The 22,641-nt window shown below is 42.9% G+C and carries 19 protein-coding genes; 10 read left to right on the top strand and 9 right to left on the bottom strand.

The genetic code is table 11. From position 1 onward, the window contains the following. The first annotated feature begins 41 nt into the window (after positions 1-41). Positions 42-2,321, top strand: coding sequence for a GH92 family glycosyl hydrolase (locus J3L18_RS12160; protein WP_129568735.1), 2,280 nt, complete (start codon positions 42-44; stop codon positions 2,319-2,321). 461 nt (positions 2,322-2,782) lie between these two features. Here J3L18_RS12160 and J3L18_RS12155 read toward each other — a convergent pair whose 3' ends face one another. Beyond that, complete coding sequence (locus tag J3L18_RS12155) at positions 2,783-3,397, bottom strand: trimeric intracellular cation channel family protein (protein WP_129568734.1); 615 nt, start codon at positions 3,395-3,397, stop codon at positions 2,783-2,785. A gap of 55 nt (positions 3,398-3,452) precedes the next feature. Beyond that, positions 3,453-4,688 (bottom strand): dicarboxylate/amino acid:cation symporter, encoded by a 1,236-nt coding sequence (locus J3L18_RS12150; RefSeq protein ID WP_129568733.1) that lies wholly within the window; start codon positions 4,686-4,688, stop codon positions 3,453-3,455. 169 nt (positions 4,689-4,857) lie between these two features. Here J3L18_RS12150 and J3L18_RS12145 point away from each other — a divergent pair, with 169 nt between their 5' ends. The 3 genes from J3L18_RS12145 (at position 4,858) to J3L18_RS12135 (ending at position 7,157) form a co-directional block, all read left to right on the top strand. Then, positions 4,858-5,433, top strand: coding sequence for an HD domain-containing protein (locus J3L18_RS12145; protein ID WP_091167942.1), 576 nt, complete (start codon positions 4,858-4,860; stop codon positions 5,431-5,433). 12 nt (positions 5,434-5,445) lie between these two features. Further along, complete coding sequence (locus tag J3L18_RS12140) at positions 5,446-6,324, top strand: YitT family protein (RefSeq protein WP_091167940.1); 879 nt, start codon at positions 5,446-5,448, stop codon at positions 6,322-6,324. Between the two features lie 194 nt (positions 6,325-6,518). Further along, positions 6,519-7,157 carry a hypothetical protein gene (locus J3L18_RS12135; protein ID WP_129568732.1) on the top strand — a complete coding sequence of 213 codons (639 nt, stop codon included), beginning with the start codon at positions 6,519-6,521 and terminating at the stop codon, positions 7,155-7,157. A 122-nt stretch (positions 7,158-7,279) separates the two neighbouring features. On the opposite strand, the gene J3L18_RS12130 is transcribed toward J3L18_RS12135, so the two are convergent. From J3L18_RS12130 to J3L18_RS12120, 3 genes are all read right to left on the bottom strand, one after another. After that, on the bottom strand, positions 7,280-8,323 hold the full coding sequence (locus J3L18_RS12130; RefSeq protein ID WP_189549133.1) for an adenylate/guanylate cyclase domain-containing protein: 1,044 nt from the start codon (positions 8,321-8,323) through the stop codon (positions 7,280-7,282). Continuing rightward, entirely contained in the window at positions 8,323-8,700 is a 378-nt protein-coding gene (locus J3L18_RS12125; protein ID WP_129568730.1) for a response regulator, read from the bottom strand. The genes J3L18_RS12130 and J3L18_RS12125 overlap by 1 nt, the downstream gene beginning before the upstream one ends. 62 nt (positions 8,701-8,762) lie before the next feature. Further along, on the bottom strand, positions 8,763-10,154 hold the full coding sequence (locus tag J3L18_RS12120; RefSeq protein WP_129568729.1) for a sensor histidine kinase: 1,392 nt from the start codon (positions 10,152-10,154) through the stop codon (positions 8,763-8,765). Positions 10,155-10,377: 223 nt separating this feature from the next. Here J3L18_RS12120 and J3L18_RS12115 point away from each other — a divergent pair, with 223 nt between their 5' ends. Together J3L18_RS12115 and J3L18_RS12110 are read left to right on the top strand one after the other, a co-directional pair. Continuing rightward, positions 10,378-12,042, top strand: a complete 1,665-nt coding sequence (locus J3L18_RS12115; RefSeq protein WP_129568728.1) for an ATP-binding cassette domain-containing protein — start codon at positions 10,378-10,380, stop codon at positions 12,040-12,042. Continuing rightward, positions 12,035-13,096: a glycosyltransferase family 4 protein gene (locus tag J3L18_RS12110; protein WP_129568727.1), complete on the top strand. Its 1,062-nt coding sequence runs from the start codon at positions 12,035-12,037 to the stop codon at positions 13,094-13,096. Before J3L18_RS12115 ends, J3L18_RS12110 begins: the two co-directional genes overlap by 8 nt. Positions 13,097-13,129: 33 nt before the next feature. Here J3L18_RS12110 and J3L18_RS12105 read toward each other — a convergent pair whose 3' ends face one another. The 3 genes from J3L18_RS12105 to J3L18_RS12095 form a co-directional block, all read right to left on the bottom strand. Then, the gene (locus J3L18_RS12105; RefSeq protein ID WP_129568726.1) at positions 13,130-14,230 is read right to left on the bottom strand and encodes a glycosyltransferase family 4 protein; all 1,101 of its coding nucleotides are present in this window, start codon (positions 14,228-14,230) and stop codon (positions 13,130-13,132) included. A gap of 145 nt (positions 14,231-14,375) precedes the next feature. Beyond that, positions 14,376-15,533, bottom strand: a complete 1,158-nt coding sequence (locus tag J3L18_RS12100; protein WP_129568725.1) for an amidohydrolase family protein — start codon at positions 15,531-15,533, stop codon at positions 14,376-14,378. After that, positions 15,520-16,272, bottom strand: a complete 753-nt coding sequence (locus J3L18_RS12095) for a class I SAM-dependent methyltransferase (RefSeq protein WP_129568724.1) — start codon at positions 16,270-16,272, stop codon at positions 15,520-15,522. The genes J3L18_RS12100 and J3L18_RS12095 overlap by 14 nt, the downstream gene beginning before the upstream one ends. A 310-nt stretch (positions 16,273-16,582) precedes the next feature. On the opposite strand from J3L18_RS12095, the gene J3L18_RS12090 reads away from it, so the two are divergent. The 4 genes from J3L18_RS12090 (at position 16,583) to J3L18_RS12075 (ending at position 21,516) form a co-directional block, all read left to right on the top strand. Next, positions 16,583-18,085 carry a B12-binding domain-containing radical SAM protein gene (locus J3L18_RS12090; RefSeq protein ID WP_129568723.1) on the top strand — a complete coding sequence of 501 codons (1,503 nt, stop codon included), beginning with the start codon at positions 16,583-16,585 and terminating at the stop codon, positions 18,083-18,085. Between the two features lie 9 nt (positions 18,086-18,094). Next, a complete protein-coding gene (locus J3L18_RS12085; protein WP_208102451.1) occupies positions 18,095-19,141 on the top strand; it encodes a radical SAM protein in 1,047 nt (348 codons plus the stop codon). Between the two features lie 93 nt (positions 19,142-19,234). Continuing rightward, a complete protein-coding gene (locus tag J3L18_RS12080) occupies positions 19,235-20,698 on the top strand; it encodes a B12-binding domain-containing radical SAM protein (RefSeq protein WP_129568721.1) in 1,464 nt (487 codons plus the stop codon). Next, entirely contained in the window at positions 20,695-21,516 is an 822-nt protein-coding gene (locus tag J3L18_RS12075) for a class I SAM-dependent methyltransferase (protein ID WP_129568720.1), read from the top strand. The genes J3L18_RS12080 and J3L18_RS12075 overlap by 4 nt, the downstream gene beginning before the upstream one ends. 114 nt (positions 21,517-21,630) lie before the next feature. Here J3L18_RS12075 and J3L18_RS12070 read toward each other — a convergent pair whose 3' ends face one another. Continuing rightward, positions 21,631-22,593, bottom strand: a complete 963-nt coding sequence (locus tag J3L18_RS12070) for a hypothetical protein (protein WP_129568719.1) — start codon at positions 22,591-22,593, stop codon at positions 21,631-21,633. Positions 22,594-22,641: the final 48 nt, after the last annotated feature.

Here is a 22,641-nt window from a genome sequence, read left to right as displayed (position 1 = left end):
CGGCTGGTAAAACGTTTCATCAAAAATCAAATATTAAAACAATGAAAAAAGCCCTGGTACTTATCACATCAGTGTTGTTGGCATCCGGTACTTTTGCTCAGCAGGTAAATAAGGTTACCGATCCTGTTGAATACATCAATCCATTGATGGGTACCGATTCGCACTACAACCTTTCAAATGGTAACACTTATCCCGCTATTGCCCTTCCCTGGGGGATGAATTTCTGGACACCGCAAACCGGTGTTATGGGCGACGGATGGGCGTATACTTACGATGCGCACAAGATCCGCGGTTTTAAACAAACCCACCAGCCATCACCGTGGATGAACGACTACGGGCAGTTTGCCATTATGCCGGTTACCAAACATGCAGTAGTAGGCCAAAATAAAAGGGCAAGCTGGTTCTCGCACAAAGCTGAAACCGCTAAGCCATACTATTACAGCGTTTACCTGGCCGATCATGATGTGACTACCGAAATCACCCCAACTGAGCGTTCGGCACAGTTCAGGTTTACCTATCCTAAAACTGATAGCTCCTTTATTGTTATTGACGCGCTGAACAAAGGTTCATACGTAAAGATTATGCCCGATCAAAAGAAGATTGTAGGCTATTCAACCAAATATGCGCGTGGCCCGCTTAAAAACTTTAAAAACTATTTTGTTATTTATGTGGATAAGCCAATCACCTATGCACATACTTTCAGCGATACTACGCAAACTGATGGCCTGGAGCTAAAAGCTGAACATGCAAGCGCTCTGATAGGTTTTAAAACTACGCAAGGCGAAAAGGTTCATTTGCGCGTAGCTTCATCATTCATCAGCATTGAACAGGCCGAGCTAAACCTGGAGCGTGAGCAGGGTAAAGACAGCTTTGATGTAACTTGTCAAAAGGCAAAAGCTGTTTGGAACAAAACCCTCAACCACTTGCAGGTTGAAGGCGGCTCTGTTGATCAGATGCGTACCTTTTACTCATGCTTTTACCGCATGGTATTTTTCCCGAACAAATTGTATGAGATAGATAAGGACAACAAGATTGTACACTATAGCGAATCAACAGGTAAAGTATTCCCGGGTTATAAATTTGCCGGTACCGGCTTTTGGGATACCTTCCGGGCGCTATATCCCTTCCTGAACCTGGTTTATCCATCCATCAATAAAGAAATGCAGGAAGGCCTCATCAATGATTATAAAGAAGGTGGCTGGTTGCCTGAGTGGTCGAGCCCGGGTTATTCGGCGGTGATGATCGGTAATAATTCGGCTTCGGTAGTTTCTGAAGCTTATTTAAAAGGTTTACGCGGGTATGATATCAGTACTTTGTGGGAAGCTTTGGTGCACGGCGCAAATAATGCCGGTCCGCAGGCTACCGGCAGAGAGGGAGTGGAGTACTATAATAAATTGGGTTACGTGCCTTATGATGTTAAGATTAATGAAAACGCAGCCCGTACTTTAGAGTATGCATATGATGATTTTGCGATTTATAAATTAGGCAAGGCACTGGGCAAACCCGAATCAGAGATAGGCATTTATAAAAAACGTGCCATGAACTATAAAAACCTGTTCGATCCGGAAACCAAACTCATGCGCGGTAAAAACCAGGATGGGACATTTGAAAAACCATTCAGTCCGTTTAAATGGGGCGATGCCTTCACCGAAGGTAATAGCTGGCATTACAGCTGGAGTGTTTTCCAGGATATGCAGGGTCTGATTGATTTAATGGGCGGACGTCAGAAATTTATTACCAAGCTGGATTCGGTATTTAGCATGCCACCGGTGTTTGACGATAGCTATTACGGCGAGACCATTCATGAGATCCGCGAAATGCAGATCATGAATATGGGGCAATACGCCCACGGCAACCAGCCTATTCAACATATGATTTACTTGTACAATTATGCAGGTGAACCATGGAAAACCCAGTTCCATGTGCGTGATGCTATGGAGAAGTTATACAAAGCTACTCCGGATGGTTATTGTGGCGATGAGGACAATGGCCAAACATCGGCATGGTATGTGTTCTCGGCTATGGGCTTTTACCCGGTAACTCCGGCCAGTGATCAGTACGTTTTGGGTACACCACTGTTTAAGAAAATTACGCTAAACCTTGAGAACGGTAAAAAGGTAGTGATCAATGCAGCTAACAACAGTCCGGCTAATAAATATATCAATACGTTAAACGTTAACGGCAAGCCATATGATTTAACCTGGTTAAGCCATTCGGAACTTAAAAAAGGAGCGGTACTTAACTTTAATATGGCTCCTCAGCCTAATAAAACAAGGGGGATAAAGGTGAGTGATGCGCCGTATTCGTTGAGTACAGAGTAGCCCCCTACCCCCCTGAAGGGGGAACAATGGTGGATAGACAAAGTATAAAATGCGTCATGCTGAGTGATTTAAATCCGGAGGCCTCTGAAGGTGAAATGACATTAGGTGTGGAGGGCTTGTCATCCTGAGCTTGTCGAAGGACGCGCGCAGAGGCCCACCCCGCTATGCTTCGACAGGCTCAGCATGACCCCATTTTTTAACTATGGCATGGGTAACTTGTTTCAGCAACCCATAAGCCAGGTGTAAATCATGCATGATGGCTTAACATGTGGGATCCCGAAATAATTCGGGACGACATCAGAACTGCAAACAACAAAGGCGGGATTTCATTATCACGCCTTTGTTGTTTCCCTGTAACTGCCGCGGGTTTTCAGCCCGCGGTGAACCATCGTGTCAGCTTTCAGCTGAGGTATAATTAATAACTAATCCGAAACCGAAAATCCCAATTCCCAAATTAACAATTAATGCCATTCTTCACGATATACAAACTTGGGCATTTGCCAGTTGTACCTGATAGAGAGCAGGCGTAATGCGAGGCCAATAATACAAGCTATTACAATTGTCGCGCCATTGGGAGCACCCAAATGTTCGAGGCTTAAATAGCATGCCCCGGTAACTATGGATGCGCTGGCATAAACTTCTTTACGGAACAACAACGGTACCTCATTGCATAGCACATCGCGCAGCACGCCTCCCGCACAACCGGTTATCATACCGCTTAGCAAAATGATAAGCCAGGGCAGATCAATTTGTTCCGCTATCTGGCAGCCTATAATAGTAAATACTACCAATCCTAAAGCATCCAGGTAAAGAAACAGCGTTTTCATTTTGGTCATGAGGCGGGCAATAATAGCAGCCAATATGGCTGCGGCAGCTGTAATAACTAAATACTCGGGATGTTCGACCCAGCTCATGGGGTAATGATTAAACAATATGTTGCGAACGGTGCCGCCGCCTAAAGCTGTAACCCAGGCTATGATACAAACACCAACCCAATCCATATCTCTTCGCCCGGCTGATAATGCGGCTGTCATTGCTTCCGCAATTATGGCTATAATGTAGAGAATGTGAAGCATACAGGTAGTGAAGGGTTTATTTATACGCCAATATAATAAACCTTTATTGAATATGCTATAGTTCTCCCTTAGCGGGGGGCGGTTTCATCCAGTCTTTTCCTTCCGTAAAACGGGCCACCAGCATGGCAGCAGCCGTATCGCCGGTTGCATTCAACAATGTGGCCATTGGGTCAACCAGTGTACCAATAATAATAGCCGGGGGGAGCGCTTCGGGCGGGAAACCATAGGCCGAAATAAAAAGTAGCTCGCCAATATAACCGCCGTTAGGAATGCCACCTTCAACCAGGCTCACTAAAACTGTCATAGCAAGGGCTATGATTATAGTTTCGGCATTGTCAAAGCTTTTACCAAACAGCGCGAAAACTACAGCCATTTTTACTATTGACGAAATGCTTGAACCATCTTTGTGCAAAGTGCCACCAAGCGGAATGGTAATATTGGCAATAGCATCAGAGATTCCCATTTTTTTTGCGGCATCCAAATTTGCCGGTATGGTGGCAATGCTGCTGCAAGTTCCTACTGCTGTAGCAGATGGTATAATATTATTTTTCCAGTATCGCTTAAACGCGCTAACACCCCCTGCGATAAAAGCATACAGACTGAATATCGCCAAATAATAAAACGCACCAACCCCGTAATATAAAGCCATAGAACGCGCGTAACCGCCAAACAACTGCGGACCGAACACTCCAACCTGGTAAGCAAAATAAGCCCCCAGGCCAATAGGGCCAATTTTCATGATAAGGCTGAAAATATTTTTGAAAACCTCATTGCCGCTATGTAAAAAGGCTGTAAATGCTTTGCCTTTTTCGCCTGCGTGCAGAGTAGCAAAGCCGGTGATCACTGCAAAAATGATCATGGCCAGCATGCTTTTGCGGGATAACAGCTGGTAAAACTCGCTGGTAGTAAAAAGGCTTGTTAACTGATCGCCGAATGGTTTTTTGGTGATAGCTTCAGTTATGGGGCTGGCAACAAGGTGCTGATGGATAGGGAAGATCCAAATAGCTATAATGGTAACCATGGCAGCTACTAAAACAGTCGACACAAATACCAGCGAAGTAACGCCTAATAATTTGCCCAGTTTTTGCGAACTATCCAATGCTGCAATAGCCGATGCTATGGCAAAGAAAACCAGCGGCACAACGGCAGTGAACAGCAGGTTCAGGAAAATATCACCAATAGGTTTAATCACTTCAACTTTATTCCCTAAAACTGCCCCGGCGATACTTCCAATAATAATGCCTGTTAGTAATAAGATAATGCCTTTATAGTTTTTAAACCAGCTGTTCATTGTGCTAAGATAATTGTTTAAGCTCTGTTTTATTGTAGAGACAATTGCCGCTTTAAATATTTATTTCGATCATGCAATGATGACCTGTACGAGGGAGACGCAATTATGCGTCCTTATGTGTATTCGTATATTTCTTAAATTAATATATTAGCGCCATTATAAATACTGAATGCAGGTAGAACAAGCCGGGGGCTTTATCCTCGACAAAATAAAGAAAGAGCTCCCCAAACATTTTCATTACCATAATGCTGATCATGCGCTTGATGTTTATACTGCTGCAAAACAAATTGCGGCGGGTGAGGGGATAATCGGAGACGAATTGGAGCTATTACTTACGGCCGCTTACTATCATGATTCAGGTTTTTTGTTCGGGCAAGTCAATCATGAGGCTGGTTCATGCAAAAATGCGAGGCAACATCTGCCTGATTTTGGTTATACAAGTGATGAAATTGAGCAGGTTTGCGATATTATTATGGCAACGAAAATGCCGCAAAACCCTCACAATCATTTAGGCCAGATAATTTGTGATGCTGATTTAGATTATTTGGGCCGAAATGATTTTTTTATCCTTAGTAAAAGGTTATTTTCGGAACTCGTAATTACAGATCACCTTGAATCGGAATTGGAGTGGGACAGGCAGCAGGTGAAATTCCTGCAAAGCCATCATTACTTCACCCAAACGGCGCTCAGGCTCAGGGCTGAAGGTAAAAACGAGCATTTGAAAATTATCACAAAAAAAATTTAAATACTGCTATTAATGACACAACCGGGTTTAAAAATTGAAGAAATTTTAAAAGACGTAGTCACAGTAATTATCGGCATTTTATTTTGCGGTTTTGCACTTAAAGGCTTTTTAGTACCCAACAGCTTTTTTGATGGCGGGGTAACCGGTATCTCATTGCTAATTCATGAGCTTTATCATTTCAACATAGCCTATGTAATAATTATAGCCAACATCCCTTTTATTATAATGGGGATGTTCCAGGTTAATAAATCATTTGCGCTAAAAACGCTTGCCTGTGTAATTGGACTTGGCTTATGTTTACAATTTATAGAATACCCAGTAATAACCCAGGACAAGCTATTGGTGTCTATTTTTGGTGGCGTGTTTATGGGCCTGGGTGTGGGGTTATCGATAAGAGGAGGCTGCGCGTTGGATGGTATCGAGATATTAGCTTTATATACATTAAAACGCAGCAGTTTTACCATCAGTGAGATTATTTTAGGTATTAATATTATCATCTTCCTGATAGCCGCAGTTGAGTTGGGTTTGCCTACGGCGTTGTACTCCATTTTAACCTATTATACGGCATCGCGCACCATCACTTTTGTTATTGATGGTTTGGAAGAATATACGGCGGTAAATATCATCTCTGGTCAAAGCGAAATAATTAAAGAACGGCTTGTGATGGAACTCGGTCGCGGGATCACCATTTACAAAGGTGAGCGTGGCTTTATGAAGGAGAGTTTTGACGTTCATCAACCGGTTGATATCATCTTCACTGTAGTAACCCGTTTGGAAGTTCGCAGATTAAAAAACCTGGTTCATAGTATTGACCCTAAGGCCTTTGTTTTTACAAACAGTATCAAAGAAGCCGCGGGCGGGGTGTTGAAGAAAAAGGTGAGGGATCATTAATTGGAAGTTCTAAGTCTTAAGTTTTTCTTAACTGTTGCTGCTGATGAGGGGGGCTGGCGCTCATTTGTAATGAGTGCATAAGCAGGATTTGAGTTTATAATGAACGGGCGATGCAATCGTAAAACCATTTTAAGTGGTCGTTGAAAAAAACAACAACAGCAAGGCACGTATCTTACAACAACCTAAACTGCAAAATGAAAGAGGAATACTGGTATTTTGGAGGCCTGGCACTTTTCTATTTCGGAAGATTGCTTTATCTGTATTACCAAAAAATGTGCTACCGTAAGACGGGTGAAGAAATAGCCGACTACCGTTATGAAAGATACCTGGAGTTGAGAGATGAGATATTTGCGCTGAAATCCGAAGACTTAGGTATAGAGGCGACCAATGATGAAGAAACCGCTTTTGCCCTGATATTAGAAATGCATACTTATGCAGTACTACAGGCTGTTGTTGCATTCTCTGATGGCAAGGTTTGGGCGTTTAACACCGCCAATGCCCGTAAAAATGTTGGTGATAAACAGGCCGTGGATTTACGTTCTGCAGCTATTGAAGCTGTTGCGGCGGCCCAATATCATTTTGCGAGAATGAGAAGAAGGGATGCCGATACGCTTCTTCCGGGGCACATCAAATTGCATATAATAACCAATCAGGATATATACTCCGTCGGTGATAAGATCAATGAAATGCTACATGAATCATCGGAATGGGCAGAATTGATTACAAAAGCTTTTGCAGTGGCCGACGAATTGAATGACGCTGCTAACAGCAAGTCCTTGAAGCGAGTTTATACCAAAATTGCAGTGAAGCGTAGCAAACCTGCAAACTTTTAACGGTTATGCGTGCTTAATCCGGACCTGCGTTTGTAACCTATGGCAGAAATGATGGGTGAAGTTGGAAACTTCAATGATGCTACACCACGGGTTACACTAAACCCGCGGTAGCTATTTTTTAATTAATCAACAACCTCGTAAATCTCCACCGGTTTTAACTTGTTCTTGAGGCTTACCTCACCAATTTTATTGAGGGCGAAAGATCCTTTAGCCTGTTCATATACATCGGCACTAACGATGATTTGGTTGGCTTGTGCTACTGTTTGCAGGCGCTGAGCCAGGTTAACAGCATCGCCTATTACAGTATAATCCAATCGTTTTAAGGTGGCCGAACCGATATTACCCGAAATCATCTCGCCCGAATTAATGCCAATTGAAACAGAAGGCTTAAAAGTTTTATCACCCGCCTGGATTTCATCGGCCTCGTGCATTTTATCACGAACAGCAAGGGCTGCATCAATAGCCCGGTCGAGGTGATATTCGCCGCGGAAAACGGCCATTACAGCATCACCCATAAACTTATCAATATGACCGTTTTGGGCAATGATCTCCTGTACCATTACATCAAAGTACTTATTGATCATACCTACAACCGTATTGGCGGCAACATGCTCGGTTATGGCGGTAAAGCCGCAGATATCAATAAATAGCACAGTTGCCTCGATAGTTTCATTACTCAAAAGGCTGTGCTCAAACTCCTTATGGGTCATGAAGTTAAGTACATTTTCATCCACATACATCCGCAGGATATTGTTCTCCTTAATGGCCTGCATGGTTTTCTTAAGTTCGATAACGTGTTGTAAAGTTTTCTCAATAGTAATGTCAAGGTCTTCAAAGTTTACTGGTTTGCATACAAAATCAAATGCGCCGCGGTTCATAGCGGTACGAATGTTATCCATATCACTATAGGCTGATACCATTACTGCTTTTAATATAGGATTAGCATCGGGCAGTTTGGTAAGCAGGGTTAGTCCATCCATTTCAGGCATATTGATGTCGCTTAAAACTACATCAATATCGGGGTGGGAGGCCAGTTGAGTTAACGCTTCAAAACCATTTTGGGCAAATACAAATTCATACACGCCTTCCCGTATCTTTTTCCTGAATTTTTGCCTGATCAGTAATTCCAGGTCCTGCTCGTCATCTACTACCAGTATCTTGGCCATTATTGTTCTAAGTGTTTAAGTTTGTCTTTTAAGTTGCTAAAATCAAGCGGCTTGGTTAAAAAGTCGTCGGCACCAAGCTCCATTGATTGTTTGTAGTTTTCGTCATCGCCATAAGCGGTGATCATCATTACCACCGGTGGTGGTTTTTCATAGTTGTGCCTTATGTTACGTAATAGCTCCAAACCACTCATGCCCGGCATATTAATGTCAGATAAGATCAGGATCACCTGCGAATGATGATCTTCTAAAAAATGAAGAGCCTCTTCTCCCGATAGTGCAAAGTTGAACTCTACTTCGCCGCTTTTAATCTCTTTTCTGAAACGTTGTAAAAACAAGGGTTGAACATCCGCCTCGTCATCAACAACAAGTATTTTCATAGTACTTCAAAGTTATATTTTTGTGTGGTGTTATTTTGATAAAACGAAAAAATTACCCGTGTTTAACTTTGGGCAACATTACCAACAGGTATGCAAATTACAAACCGTGCAAACTCGCCTTCAGCGGTTTCAACCTTCAGTTCTCCACCGTGTCCTTTGGTTATAATATCATAGCTCATGGAAAGGCCAAGCCCGGTGCCTTGCCCGGTAGGTTTGGTGGTAAAAAACGGCTGGTAAATTTTATCCAGCACTTTTTGCGGAATTCCAGTGCCATTATCTTCCACCGTAATTTGTACCATGTTAACACCCGATGGCGATTTCACTTTTTGGGTATTAACCGTTACCGTTGGATCATAGCCTTCGCCCAAAGCCCGTTTCTTTTCGGTAACAGAATAAAACGAGTTGTTAAACAAGTTAAGTAATACGCGGCCCAAATCCTGTGGAATAGCTTCTATTTTACCCAGATCGGGGTCAAAGCTGGTTTTCATGCCTGCGTTAAATGATTTGTCCTTGGCGCGTAAGCCATGATAGCTCAGGCGCAGGTACTCATCGGCAAGTGCGTTGATATCTGTGGGCTCTTTTTTACCAGTTGTAGCACGCGAATGCTGCAGCATGCCTTTTACGATGGCATCGGCACGTTTGCCATGCTGGTTTATTTTGCTCAGGTTTTGGGTAATGTCGTTAATAATATCGCCCGCATCTTCCTTCACATCGTCGGGCAGTTTGTCAAGTACTTCGTCCTTTAGTTCCTCAAGCAGTTCAATGCTTACCTCGCTAAAGTTGTTCACAAAGTTCAGCGGGTTTTGAATTTCATGTGCAATACCGGCAGTGAGTTCACCCAGTGAGGCCATTTTTTCCGATTGGATCAGCTGCGCCTGGGTGCTCTTAAGCTCGGACAGGGTCTGCTGTAATTCTTCTGTTTGGCGGGTAAGTTCGGCTGTGCGCTCACGAACTTCGCTTTCAAGGTTTACCTTCATAGCGGCCATCATGCGGTTTTGCTCCTGCTCAGCAAAGCGTTGTTTGCGCTCATTTTCAAGCGCTTTGGTTTGTTTGCGACTGATAAGCCAAAGCGAAAATGCCCAGATAAGCGAAAACATTACCAGGCTTTGTATCAGGTTATCGTGATTGTCGTAAAAATTAGGGAACCATTTTTCCAATAAGTCTTTTATTAAACCGGCAATTGCATAAGGAATCAATGCAAAAGCAAGTTGTTTGCCTGATTTCAGGTCTTCGATATAATAGGGTGATATGACAACCCCTAAGAAAAACAAATGGGAGAGTATCATAGTCAGCCTCTCGCCGTGGTCAAAACTTACACCAAACACAAATATGGCAATAGCAATATAATAGCCTATGTTAAGGTATTTGTTCCATTTGGTTAGCAGCCCGTCGTTCTTCAGGTGCCTCCTGAATTGGGTGATCACAAATACGGCAAGGAAAGGTTCTAAATTCATGAAGGTTGTTTTACTTCTTTTATAAATGCGAAGCCGAAATTTAACAATTTTATAGAGATTATTAAACTATGCCTGTGATTTATCAAAAGTAACAGCTTAAACAATTTATTTTGATTGCTTGTCGGGCATTTTATCCCCCTTTATAAAGCAACCTTAAAGGTGCGTAAAACGTAGTTAACAATGAAACCAGTGATGAACCTGGTTTTATTGTTTTATCATCCTCTTGAAGCAAATTTTAAAAAGTATTCTGCTCATACTTGATCGATCTGAAAAGCGGAGGCTCATCAGGTCAATTATTGTCGATATTGTTATCGCCATGTTGGATGTTGCTTTTTTAGGCTTACTGTTGTTGATAGTTAATTTTTATTCAAAGCGAGAGCCGGGAAATAATTATAGTTTTTTACCGGTCGGCTTTGCCAATAATAAATCATTGTGGCTTATCGGTATTTTTCTGGTGCTTTTTGCGATAAAAAACTGTATTGGTTTCTTTGCGCAAAATGCGCAGCAGCATTTTTTTTACAAGGTGGCGTCAAGGCTGTCCGAACGTAATATCAGGAATTACCTTGATGCAGATTTTGACCAGTTTATACACGTTGATTCATCTATCCATATCCGGCGAATCAGCCAGCAGCCGATTGAATTTAGTCATTACATCCTCACCAATTTTCAGCAAATAGTATCTCAAACGGTATTGATCCTTTTTACTATTGGGGCTATTATGTTCTATCACCCGGCCTTGTTTGTTTTGTTGTTTGTGTTGCTGCTGCCACCTGTCGCGGCTTTGGGCTGGTTCATTAAAACTAGGCTAAAATTTATCAGGGCACAGATCAAAACTGTGAGCGAAAAAACGCTTCAGCATTTAAACGAATCCTTATCAGGTTACGTGGAGAGCAATATTTATCAAAAAAATGATTTCTTTAGTCGCCGGTTTTTCAGCTACCAACAGCAGCTTAATCAAAATATAGCTTCACAGCAAACCTGGCAAAACCTGCCTTCACGGTTGATGGAAGTATTTGCCGTTCTGGGTTTTTTTATCCTCATCGCTGTAAATAAATTAACGGGCGATACTCCGGTGGTTAGTATCCTGACCATTGGCATTTTTGTGGCGGCAGCATATAAGATCATCCCAGGTATTGTAAAAATCCTGAACAGCAGCGGGCAAATGAAGACCTATGAATTTATCCTGGCCGATTTGATCATTGAAGAAGATGATAAACCACAGGTTAATGAGGTTGTTGACGAACAGATTTGGTCATTGAAACTTGAAAAAGTAAGTTTCAGTTATCCGGACAAAACTGTTTTGGATGAGCTTTACCTTGAGATAACTCCCGGTGATATTATGGGCATTTCGGGGAATTCAGGCAGGGGGAAAACTACTATCATTAACCTGTCAACCGGTTTTTTGGAGCCGGCCGAAGGGGGCATTTATATCAACAATAAAATTGCTGCCGCGCCAATGCGCCGGCTTTACCGTAAAAACATTTCCCTGGTTAAACAACAACCGTTTTTTATATATGATACTATCCTGAAAAACATCATACTTGACGATAAAACTGCCGATGAGCAAAAGTTAACCAGTGTACTGGAGTTTTGCGGATTAAATAAGCTGGTTGCGGATTACCCAGAAGGCACAGCTAAAGTTATTACCGAAAACGGCAAGAACATCAGCGGCGGTCAGCGCCAAAGGATCATGCTGGCCCGGGCGCTTTATCATAATCACGATCTGTTAATTTTAGATGAGCCGTTCAGTGAAATGGATACAGATGCGGAAAATGAATTGTTAACCAAATTGAGGCAACTGGCCGGGCAGGGGAAAATGATCATCCTGATTACCCATAACAAGGACAGCCTGGCTATCTGTAATAAAGTGATCTCGCCCAATGGATGATAACCGTAAAAAAGCATTGCTTATCCTGAGCCCCGGTTTCCCCGAAAACGAAGCCGATACTACCTGCTTACCGCCTCAACGGGTTTTTGTACGGGCGTTGAAGGCCGAAAATCCGGAACTGCATATCATTGTGCTAAGTTTTCAATATCCCTTTTTCGCTGCCGAATATGATTGGCATGGTATACGGGTGATCAGTTTTGGAGGAAGAAGCCGTGGTAAACTATTCAGGCTGAATACCTGGCTAAAAGTATGGCGAGCTTTAGGGAATTTAAACAAACAATACCAAATAATGGGCTTGTTAAGCTTTTGGCTTGGCGAATGTGCCTTTGTTGGTCATTATTTTGCCCGGATAAAAAATATTAAGCACCACTGCTGGATGCTGGGGCAGGATGCAAAAAGGGGGAACAAATATGCTAAGTGGATAAAGCCCAAAGGAGAGGAGCTGATAGCGCTGTCGGATTTTATTGTGCGGGAGTTCACCAAAAACTACAATGTAAAACCACTGAATGTTATCCCTGTGGGAATAGATATTTCATTATTTGGTGATTTATCTGCCGGAAAAGACATTCATATTTTAGGGGCAGGGTCACTTATTTCCTTGAAACGGTTTCACCTGTTTATAGAAACTGTTGCCATGCTGAAGCAGTATTACCCGGATATAAAAACGGTAATATGCGGCGACGGCCCTGAAAAGGAAAAGTTAATAAAACGAATTAAATCAAAGCAACTTGAAAGTAACGTAACCCTTGCAGGCGAACTACCGCATCACAAAGTGCTTAAAATGATGCAGCGCTCGAGAGTGTTATTTCATCCTTCGGAATATGAAGGCTTCGGCGCCGTTTGCCTTGAAGCTCTGTATGCGGGAGCCGAGGTGGTAAGTTTTGTTAAGCCGATGGATAATGATATTACCAACTGGTATATTGTAAATAATATGGAAGAAGCCGGGCAAACTATCTGTTGTATTTTGGATGAACCGGATTCGGGGAAGAAAAATGTATTGGTTTATGACATCAGGGATAATGTGAGGAAGATGATGGAGGTGTTTGAACAGTAGATTGGATTTGCGACCGGTAAAGGCAAGCAGTGCTTAAAGGCTTTGCACTATGCTCTCAACCCTCTCGGCAATAGCCTCAAACGATAAGTTTTGCTTATAATATTCAATGCATAATCTCCGCTTTTCTGCAACATTCATTTGTGTAGTTTGCAGGAGCGCATCAAGTAATGCAGCTTCATTTCCCGGTTCGTATAATACGCCGCATTCCCCATTGTTAGTGATCATCCTGAACGAAAGGATGTCTGTAACCAACGGCACGCACCCGCATGACATGGCTTCGCAAATAGCGGTGCCGCTGCCTTCATAATGTGAGCCGGAGAGAATGAAATCGGCACTGTTGTACCAGTACAATAAATCGGCGTGTGGTACTTCGCCAATTAATTCAATGGCTTCTATATTTGGTGATGAGTTTAATAAAACGTTGATCTTCGGCAGTAACTCTTCGGTGTGATAGATCATAAAGAGCTTTGCCCCGGGCGAACTTTCGGCGAATTTCAAAAAGGCTTTCACCACGTTTAACGGATCTTTATTTTCGTTTAAACGGCCTACCCATAAAAACACCGGGTTGCCTTGTGCACCTGTTTGAGAGTTGGCTTCCAGGCGGCTTATAGGATAAAAAACAGAGGAAACTTCCATTACCTCATGTATTTTACCGGGCGATTTGAGGTTGCCGGCGGCAATCCATTCCATACCCATATCATGCGATGCAAACAAGTTGGCGTTAACCAACCGGTCGGCTGCCCGCTGAAGTAGTTTTTTTAAACCGGTAAAAGGTTTTTCAGCATGATTTTGTACAATGACCTTTACTTTGCGGCCAAGCATAAGGCGTAGCTGGATAACCTGCAAGGGGAAATGCAAACCATGTACTATTACCACATCGGATTTAAGGCTTTTAATATACAAATGCAAAGCCCACGGAAAATATTTGAGCGCCGCTTTTGGGTATCTTCTGAAATGGTAGTTAACCCCGTTTTGTGTCAGTTCACCTTCGTAATTGATTTGTTCAATGCTGATCACCTCGTTGCTTTTGGCCAGGGCATCTAATATGCCGGTATACATGTTAATGCGCTTTAACCAGGCCTGTGGCTGGTTAAACTCTTTGGTGTACACATAACTGGCTAAAACGTATCTCATTTAAAAAGTATTAATGGTGGCAAAAGCAAATGCTATTTTTATTTAGAGGTATCAAGGTCTTTATCCAACCCCAAAACGTGGCATCCACCACCGCTTAAATAAACCGCTTTGGATTTCGATTTTGACCATATTTTTTTGATGATATTCATGCGGCAGGCAGGGCTGGGTGAGGTATGGGAAAACAGGCATCCGGCTTGTATCGTTTTATTTCGGCTATTAAACCAGGGATATCGCCCATCACGTATTTGAAATGGTTGCCGGTAAAGACCTTGCTGTAATTTTGGGTAATTATACCCGTAAGCTGGTGATAAAGCGATTCATCAAACAGCAAAATCACGCCCTTATGCATCACCAGTAAAATATCATTGGGTGTTATATTATAAAAAGCCTGCAAACCAACTTTGCCTTTTGCTTTGGCTATTACAATATCGGCGTCAAATCCGCTGGTAATGCTGCCACTATTTAGTTTCCAGGTTTGGGCAGGGGATGAAGTAAGAGAGTTGTACAATTCATCATCATTAAGCATTTGGGTTTTACGCGCAAGGCGAATGTGATGCCAGATGTCCCAATGCCCGGTAAGTGTGCTATCTGTGCCAAATAAAATCGTTGTTTTGCTTTTTAGCTCATCAATGGCCGCTGTTTTATTAAGCAGGAAATAGTTTGATTCGGGGCACCAAACCAGGGCTTCGAAATGTTTGGCTTGTTGAGGATCCATAGCTGCTCCATGGATCCCGATGAGTTTACGCTTAAGGATATTCCATTTAATTAGTTCATCTATTTCGGTATGGGCGATATCGTTTGTGCCCTCGCCTATATGGATGACGGCCGGTTTATTTATTTTAAGCGGGTTATTGAGCCGTTTCTTCCAGTTTTTTTCAAACCGGACGGAGTGGATACTCTGGCAATTGTCAAATATGGTGATGAGAGGATCATTTATGGTAGTTTTTTCCCCGTGGTTTACCACTGTGGTAACGCCGCAAAGCAGGTTTTTATAAACACCCCAGCGTTCGCGCAGGGCAATAGGGATTTTTAGCACAGATGCAATCTCAACGGCGTAAGCGCGGTGAATGTGTTTTCCCCATTCAGTATAACTTTCATAGGTTTTATTGCCAAGCTGCGGAAAAAGATTAAAATCAAGATGGTCATGCGAGTTGATCAGGCCCGGAAAAGCAATGGCATTCACAAAGGTCAGCTGTTCGCGGTCATCAGTATGTGAGGGGGAAACCTGTTTTATTTTACCCTCGCTTATACTTATGCTCACCACGGCATCGTTTCCCGGTATCATCACGTTATTCAGTACCATCAGTTCTCGTCAAGTGCAACCCGTAAATAATGGGGAAGCCTTTATATTTATCATAAACATGAAGCGCGTTTTTATTGGCATAATAATGCTTCATGGTTTCATCTATTTTAATTTCTTCTTCGGCAATTAGCTTAAAGCCGCTGTTCAGCAACAGATCTTTAATGGTATTTACGGGGTGCACATAGTTTTCGACCGCTATAAAACTGCTGCCATGTTTAAATGTCCGCTTGCCGCCGTTTGCCAGTGTCTGCGGATGGAAATCGGTAATAATGATGTCGCCGGTCGGTTTCAGGATCCGCATCCAGGCCTGCAGGGCAACTTCAATATTTTTGATGTGCGCAACGGTAAGGGTTGAAACTATGGTGTCAAAACTCCCCGATGGCATGTCCCCGAACAGGTCGTCGGTAATTCGGTAAATATTTGCCGATGGAAACTTTTGCTGTAAACGGGCCAGCATCCCGGCAGATGTGTCAAAACCTGTTAACCGCCCCGGATTTAGCGCAAACACCTTTTCCCAATGCCTGCCGGTACCGCAGCCAATATCGGCCACGTTTTTACCGGCGATAACTGTATCCGTTACCAGGCGGGGAAACAAAACTTCATCCAAATCGAGCATAAGGTTACCTGGCTGCGCATCATAATGCTCGGCCCAGATATCGTAGGCATCCACCGAGTTTTTCTCTATGATATTGGGCGGGAAAAAGCGCTGCTTAATATAATTTTTTACAGTTTGGATCACAATTGCGGGATATTAGTAACATCTTATATCAGCAAATACGGCCGTTAAACAATAATGGTTGCCAGCTATTTTATTTATAAAGGCAGGCAACCTGTGTGAAAGCCAGGGCGTATTTATTAGTGTGAAAGTGATAGTGTAGAAACTCAGATTAATTGTTGAACGGGCAATCCCCCTCATTTGTGATTGGGTATGGCAGTGGGGTTTATTTTGTGTGCAGACTTTGTGATGGCAGGGGTGCTTTACAGGCTGCTTAAACTAAAAGATAAACCCATTGCCGGGGGGATTGAAAGCAAAGTATTGATACTAACAGATGAACAAGATATTATTATTTAACCCGCGCAGTGCAAATAACAAGTATCGCATACCTAATTCGATACTAAATATAGCGGCCTCGGTTGATGGAAAATATGACTGGGTAATTGTTGACGGCAATTGTGAGCATGACCCGATGGTTAAGATAGATAGCTATTTAAGTACCGGCGAGTTTAAATACTTTGGGTTTACAGTTATGCCCGGTCCGCAGTTAAAGCAGGCTATTGCTGCGGCAAAAACTATAAAGCAGAGATATCCCAATACCAAAATGATCTGGGGCGGGTATTTTCCATCAAATCAGCCTAACGCGGTTTTATATTCCGGTTATGTCGATTTTATTATCAACGGGCCCGGTGATCACGCTTTCCCCGCCTTGATTGATGCCCTGGAGAAAAACGAACCTTATGAGTTTATCCGCAACCTCATCTATAAAGCAACCGATGGCAAGATCATCAAAACCGCTAAGGAGGACCTTTTAGACCAGGATAATCTGCCGCCTTTGCCATATGATAAGCTGAATACTTTTTATCCCATCACCAAGTTTTTGGGTAAAACTTACCTGGGCGAAAAAACGATGGCTTATCACTCCAGCATCGGTTGCCCCTTCACCTGCTCCTTTTGTGCTGTAGTGCCAATATATGAGGCAAGGTGGAAGGCAAAATCGGCCCAAAATGTTTATAAGGATGTAAAATATATTAAAGATAAATGGGGTGCAGATGCCATTGAGTTTCATGATAACAATTTTTTTGTATCAGAAAAGCGCGCTGTTGAGTTTGCCCGTTTAATAAAACCCGAAAACATGACTTGGTGGGGTATGGCCCGCATCGATACCATGTCGAAATTTAAAGATTCATCCCTTGCCGCAATCCGCGAATCAGGATGTAAGATCATCTTTTTCGGAGCCGAAAGTGGTAACAACATCATTTTAGAACAGATGGATAAGGGCGGCACGCAAACAGGCGACCAGATCATTGAGTTTGCCGAACGCCTTAAAAAGTTTGATATCATACCCGAATATTCTTTTGTATTAGGCACTCCGGCGCCAACCCAGCAACAGGTTCAGTCGCAAATTGATTTTGAAATAGACTTTATAAAAAAGGTAAAGGCTGTTAACCCTAAAACCGAAATCGTAATTTATACCTACAGTCCTGTGCCTACCGAAGGGTCAGAATTGTTTAAGCAGGTAATGAAAAGTGGCTTCCGTTTCCCCGAAACGCTGGAGGACTGGATCAGCCCGGCATGGGAAGCCTTTGATCTTCGTAAAAATCCGTTAACACCATGGCTCACGCCGGAGATGATTGATAAGATCAGAAATTTTGAAACAGTGCTGAACGGGGTGTATCCAACGGTAACTGATATCAGGCTCAATATGATTAAACGTATGGCCATTAAACTGGTAGCAACCATGCGTTATAAGGCGAGCATGTACCATTATCCTTATGAAATAAAGTTGCTACAAAAGGTTTGGCGTTACAGGCAGCCCGAAATACAGGGATTTTAATTTATGCAGATGACAGGCCAATCGTTATATCATACCTTTCAGCGTTTCCGCACATTGCAAACGCACCGCATCGCTGCGCTACCCATCGTGATTTTGATGCCGCACAGTGCCTGCAACTGCCGTTGCGTAATGTGTGATATCTGGAGGGATAATAAAAACCTGAAGCAGCTTACCGAAGCCGACGTGACCGATCTGTTAGGTGCTTTACGAAAATTCGGTACAAAGCATGTATTGATGTCGGGCGGGGAGGCATTGCTGAATACCAATTTTTTCAGGCTATGCGAGATTTTGCGTGCTGAAAAGATCAAGGTTACGCTGCTGTCGACAGGGCTGTCTATCAGGAAAAACGCATTCAATATTTTAAAATGGGTTGACGACCTTATTGTTTCTTTAGATGGCGATGAACTTTTACATGACGCTATCCGGAATGTACCTGGCGCATTCAATAAACTTCGGGAGGGGGTGAAATTCATTAAATCTATTGAACCAAAATACCGCATAACAGCTCGTACAGTGATCCATCGCCTAAATTACAGGAATTGGCAGGCTATTATTGAAGCGGCAAGGCAAATGGAGATAGACCAGGTAAGTTTTTTACCTGCCGATGTAAGCAGCCATGCCTTTAACCGCCAAACAGCATGGGCCGAGCCTCGGCAACATGAGATACTACCGACTGAAAATGAACTTGCCGAATTTCAGGAAATGACAAACCAGGTGCTGGCTAATAAAAGCGATTTTGCCAACAGGTTCATTGCCGAATCTCCGGCTAAAATCCGGGATATTTATGGTTATTATGCTGCTTTTTATGGCCATAATGCATTCCCGTTTAAAAAGTGTAATGCACCATGGGTGTCGGCAGTGATTGAGGCTGATGGTGCGGTACGGCCGTGCTTTTTTCATGAAGCGATAGGTAACATCAGGGATAATTCATTAAATGATATTTTGAACAGCAAAGAGGCGATCAATTTTCGCAAAACACTGGATATGGCTAATGACCCTACCTGTGTTAAATGTGTGTGCTCGCTTAATTTATCGCCGCTGGCGAGGTTGGATTGATAATAAAAAAGCAATGAAGCGCGGAAATGTGCGATTTCTTCCCCTGGGAGGGTATAGGAAATTTCCCTGGATTTAGAAACAGGCTAAAACACGATGAACAATATACTGTTTACACATTCTTACTTTTTACGGTTCGACCCAAAGCAATGGGGCATAGGGCAACCTTATGCGCCACTGGGTACTATATACGCTGCTGCGCTGATGCGGGAGCAGGGTTACCGGGTAAGTCTGTTTGATACCATGTTTGTGAGCAATCCTGACGAGGTGATAGCCGCTATTGAGTTGAATAAACCGGATTTTTTTGTGGTTTATGATGATGGGTTCAACTACCTGACCAAAATGTGCCTCACCAATATGCGCGAGGCTGCATTTAAAATGTGCAAGCTGGCTAAGGAACGTGGTTGTACCGTTATCGTTTCCAGCTCAGATTCAACCGATCGATATGCAGCATATCTTGCCGAGGGAGCCGATTTTGTGATATTGGGTGAAGCTGAACAAACGCTGGCGGAACTAACTAAACATATCCGAAGTGGGAATATTGATCATTTTGAAATAAAAGGATTAGCTTACACGAACGGCAGCGAGATTATTAAAACACTCGGCCGCGCGGTAATGAAGGAACTGGATAGTTTGCCCATGCCCGCCTGGGATTTGGTGAATATGGATACCTATCGGGATATGTGGATGAAGAATGCGGGTTGTTTTTCAATTAATGTGGTAACTACCCGCGGTTGTCCGTTCAAATGTAACTGGTGTGCCAAGCCTATTTATGGCAACCGGTACAATTCTCACAGTCCGCAGTATATTGTTAATGAACTTAAAATGCTTAAGGAGCGGTACCAGATGGATCATATCTGGTTTTGCGATGATATTTTTGGATTGAAACCCGGTTGGGTAAAGGAATTTGCCAAGCTGCTGGCACAGGAGGGAATTAAGATCCGTTTCAAGATTCAGTCGCGGGCCGATTTATTGGCAGAGGAAGAAGCTGTAGCAGCCCTGGCGGCCGCCGGTTGTGAAAACGTGTGGATAGGAGCCGAAAGCGGATCGCAGAAGGTACTGGACGCCATGGATAAGGGGATCACTATCGATCAGATCCATACGGCTACGCACCTCATGAAAGCGCATGGTATTAAGCCATCGTTCTTTATCCAGTTCGGTTATCCCGAAGAAACGCGGGATGATATTACGCTTACCATAGATATGATTAACCGGTTGCTGCCATTTGAGATTGGTATTTCGGTATCGTATCCGTTGCCGGGTACCGGTTTTTACGAGCGCGTTAAAAACGAGTTGAAAAAGAAAACCAACTGGGCTGACTCCGACGAGATGGCGCTGATGTTTAAAAACACCTATCCGCCTTTTTACTACAAGCAATTGCATAAATACGTACACCGCAACTATCACAAGCACCTGGCAAAAAATAGCTTCCAAAAACTGCTGAAAGATCCGTTTGGGAGCTCGGTGAAAAATATCAGGAAAGCATTATCGGTATTTTATTATGCACCGCTTACTTATCTTGAAAAGCTGAAGCTGGAAAAATTTGAAAAGGCGATATGACCGGCACCGCATCACATATAAACGAACAATTTGCCGAGGCTGCATTTAGCAACCAGTCGGTAGTTTTTGATGAGCTGTACTCAGGCGACACGATAATTGCGTACAAGCGCAAACGCGTGCGTGATCATATCCTGCAATACCTGAAGCCTGGAAGCAACATCCTTGAACTGAATAGTGGTACCGGTGAAGATGCACTGTTTTTTGCACAAAAAGGATTTAAGGTCCATGCTACCGATATTTCAAAAGGGATGCAGCAGCAACTCCGCGAAAAGGTGGTAAAGTATGATATGCAGCATGCGGTAAGCAATGAGCTTTGTTCATATACGCAGCTGGAACAGCTAAACAACAAAGGTCCTTATGACCTGATCTTTTCCAACTTTGCGGGCCTCAATTGTACCGGCGAACTGGATAAAGTATTGAGCTCATTTGCCGTGCTGCTAAATCCGGGAGGTACGGTGACCCTGGTGGTGCTGCCCAAATTCTGCCTTTGGGAAACTTTACTGGTATTTAAAAGGAAATTTAAAACTGCTTTTCGCCGGTTTTTTAGCAGCAATGGCCGCAAGGCGCATGTTGAAGGTGTGTGCTTTGATTGCTTCTATTACAACCCATCATACATTAAAAAGCGTTTAAAAACCGATTTTGAGGTATTGAGTATTGAGGGCTTGTGTACCATCGTACCGCCATCATATATTGAAGGCTTTGCCGAAAAACATCCGCGTGCCTATAAAACACTTGCCCGTTGGGAGAATAGGTTGAAGGCCACCTGGCCGTTTAAGTATGTGGGGGATTATTATATTATTTCGCTGAGGAAAAGGTAATTGATAAAGTTGCCCCGAACTTTTTGCGGAAACTATAGAACAACTGTCTCATGCAAATTTTAGACTTAGCATTTTAGGGCAGAAATAAATTCGGTATGACGATAAGGAGGCGTTTTACTGCGCCATCCGCTCTTCAAATTGCTGTAATAGCATGGAAACTTTAATCTGGTATTTTTCTATCAGTTTAATTTGAAAATTTTCGGGAGAGGGTTTGGCAAAATGTTTGCTTGCGGCCATGCTCATTACCGTACCCCGCATATTCAATTTCTTCATTTCAGTTTTCTTGTTCCATCGCCCGGAGGTGATTTTCATCAATACATTATCCAGCCAATCGCCGAATGGATTATTGAACAGGTTTTCTGCAAATGTTTTATACCACCGCTTTTTTAATGGTTTAGCAGTAGCGAGGCGCATACATTTGTTAGGCAGGAAACCGGAGGTCCAGGCATTAGATCTATAAAAGCTTTCAAAGGTAAGGTCACCCTCTAATGGGATAATAGTTGCTACTTCAATTGCTGTATAAATGTTCTTTTCAACTATCTGCAGTTGGGCCTCATCAATATAGTAGTTCATGCAGTAGTTGTGCTGTTTACCAACCAAAAAGGTAAGTTTTTTGAACATATGCATAAACGTACGTGCAAGCCAAAGCCTGTTGTGTTCGGTAATGATAAAAAAATCAATGTCCGAATTGTCATCGGCGAAGTTCTTAGACAAAGAACCTGAAATGCCAATACCGCGAACGTAAGGAAACCGGATCAGGAAGGCACCTACTTCTTTAGCTTTATTGATTAGCCCGGAAGCTTTTTTGTTTCCTTTATTACGCCTCACCGCTATCATATAATCGTTTTTGAGCGAATAAAACCTGTCGAAATGAAATACCAGCTTATTGACGATAAGTTGATCAAGCGCTTCAGTAAAATCATGCCGGCCATACTTGTTTTCCAAAAACAGGAATATCTCGCCGTAGGTTAACGGGTAGTCCCACATGTCAAAATAGGCGAGGGTAGCTAAAATATTATTCCTGGTATTTAACAATCGTTTATTGTTTTGTTCAACTAAGATGACTGTACTTTTCACGTCTTTGTATATATAATGATGACGTACCCCTTGCAGCTTTGGTTGCCT

Origin of the sequence: Mucilaginibacter gossypii, from assembly GCF_017569325.2 — a bacterium.
Lineage (GTDB): Bacteria > Bacteroidota > Bacteroidia > Sphingobacteriales > Sphingobacteriaceae > Mucilaginibacter > Mucilaginibacter gossypii.
This window is presented reverse-complemented; position numbering and strand designations above follow the sequence as displayed.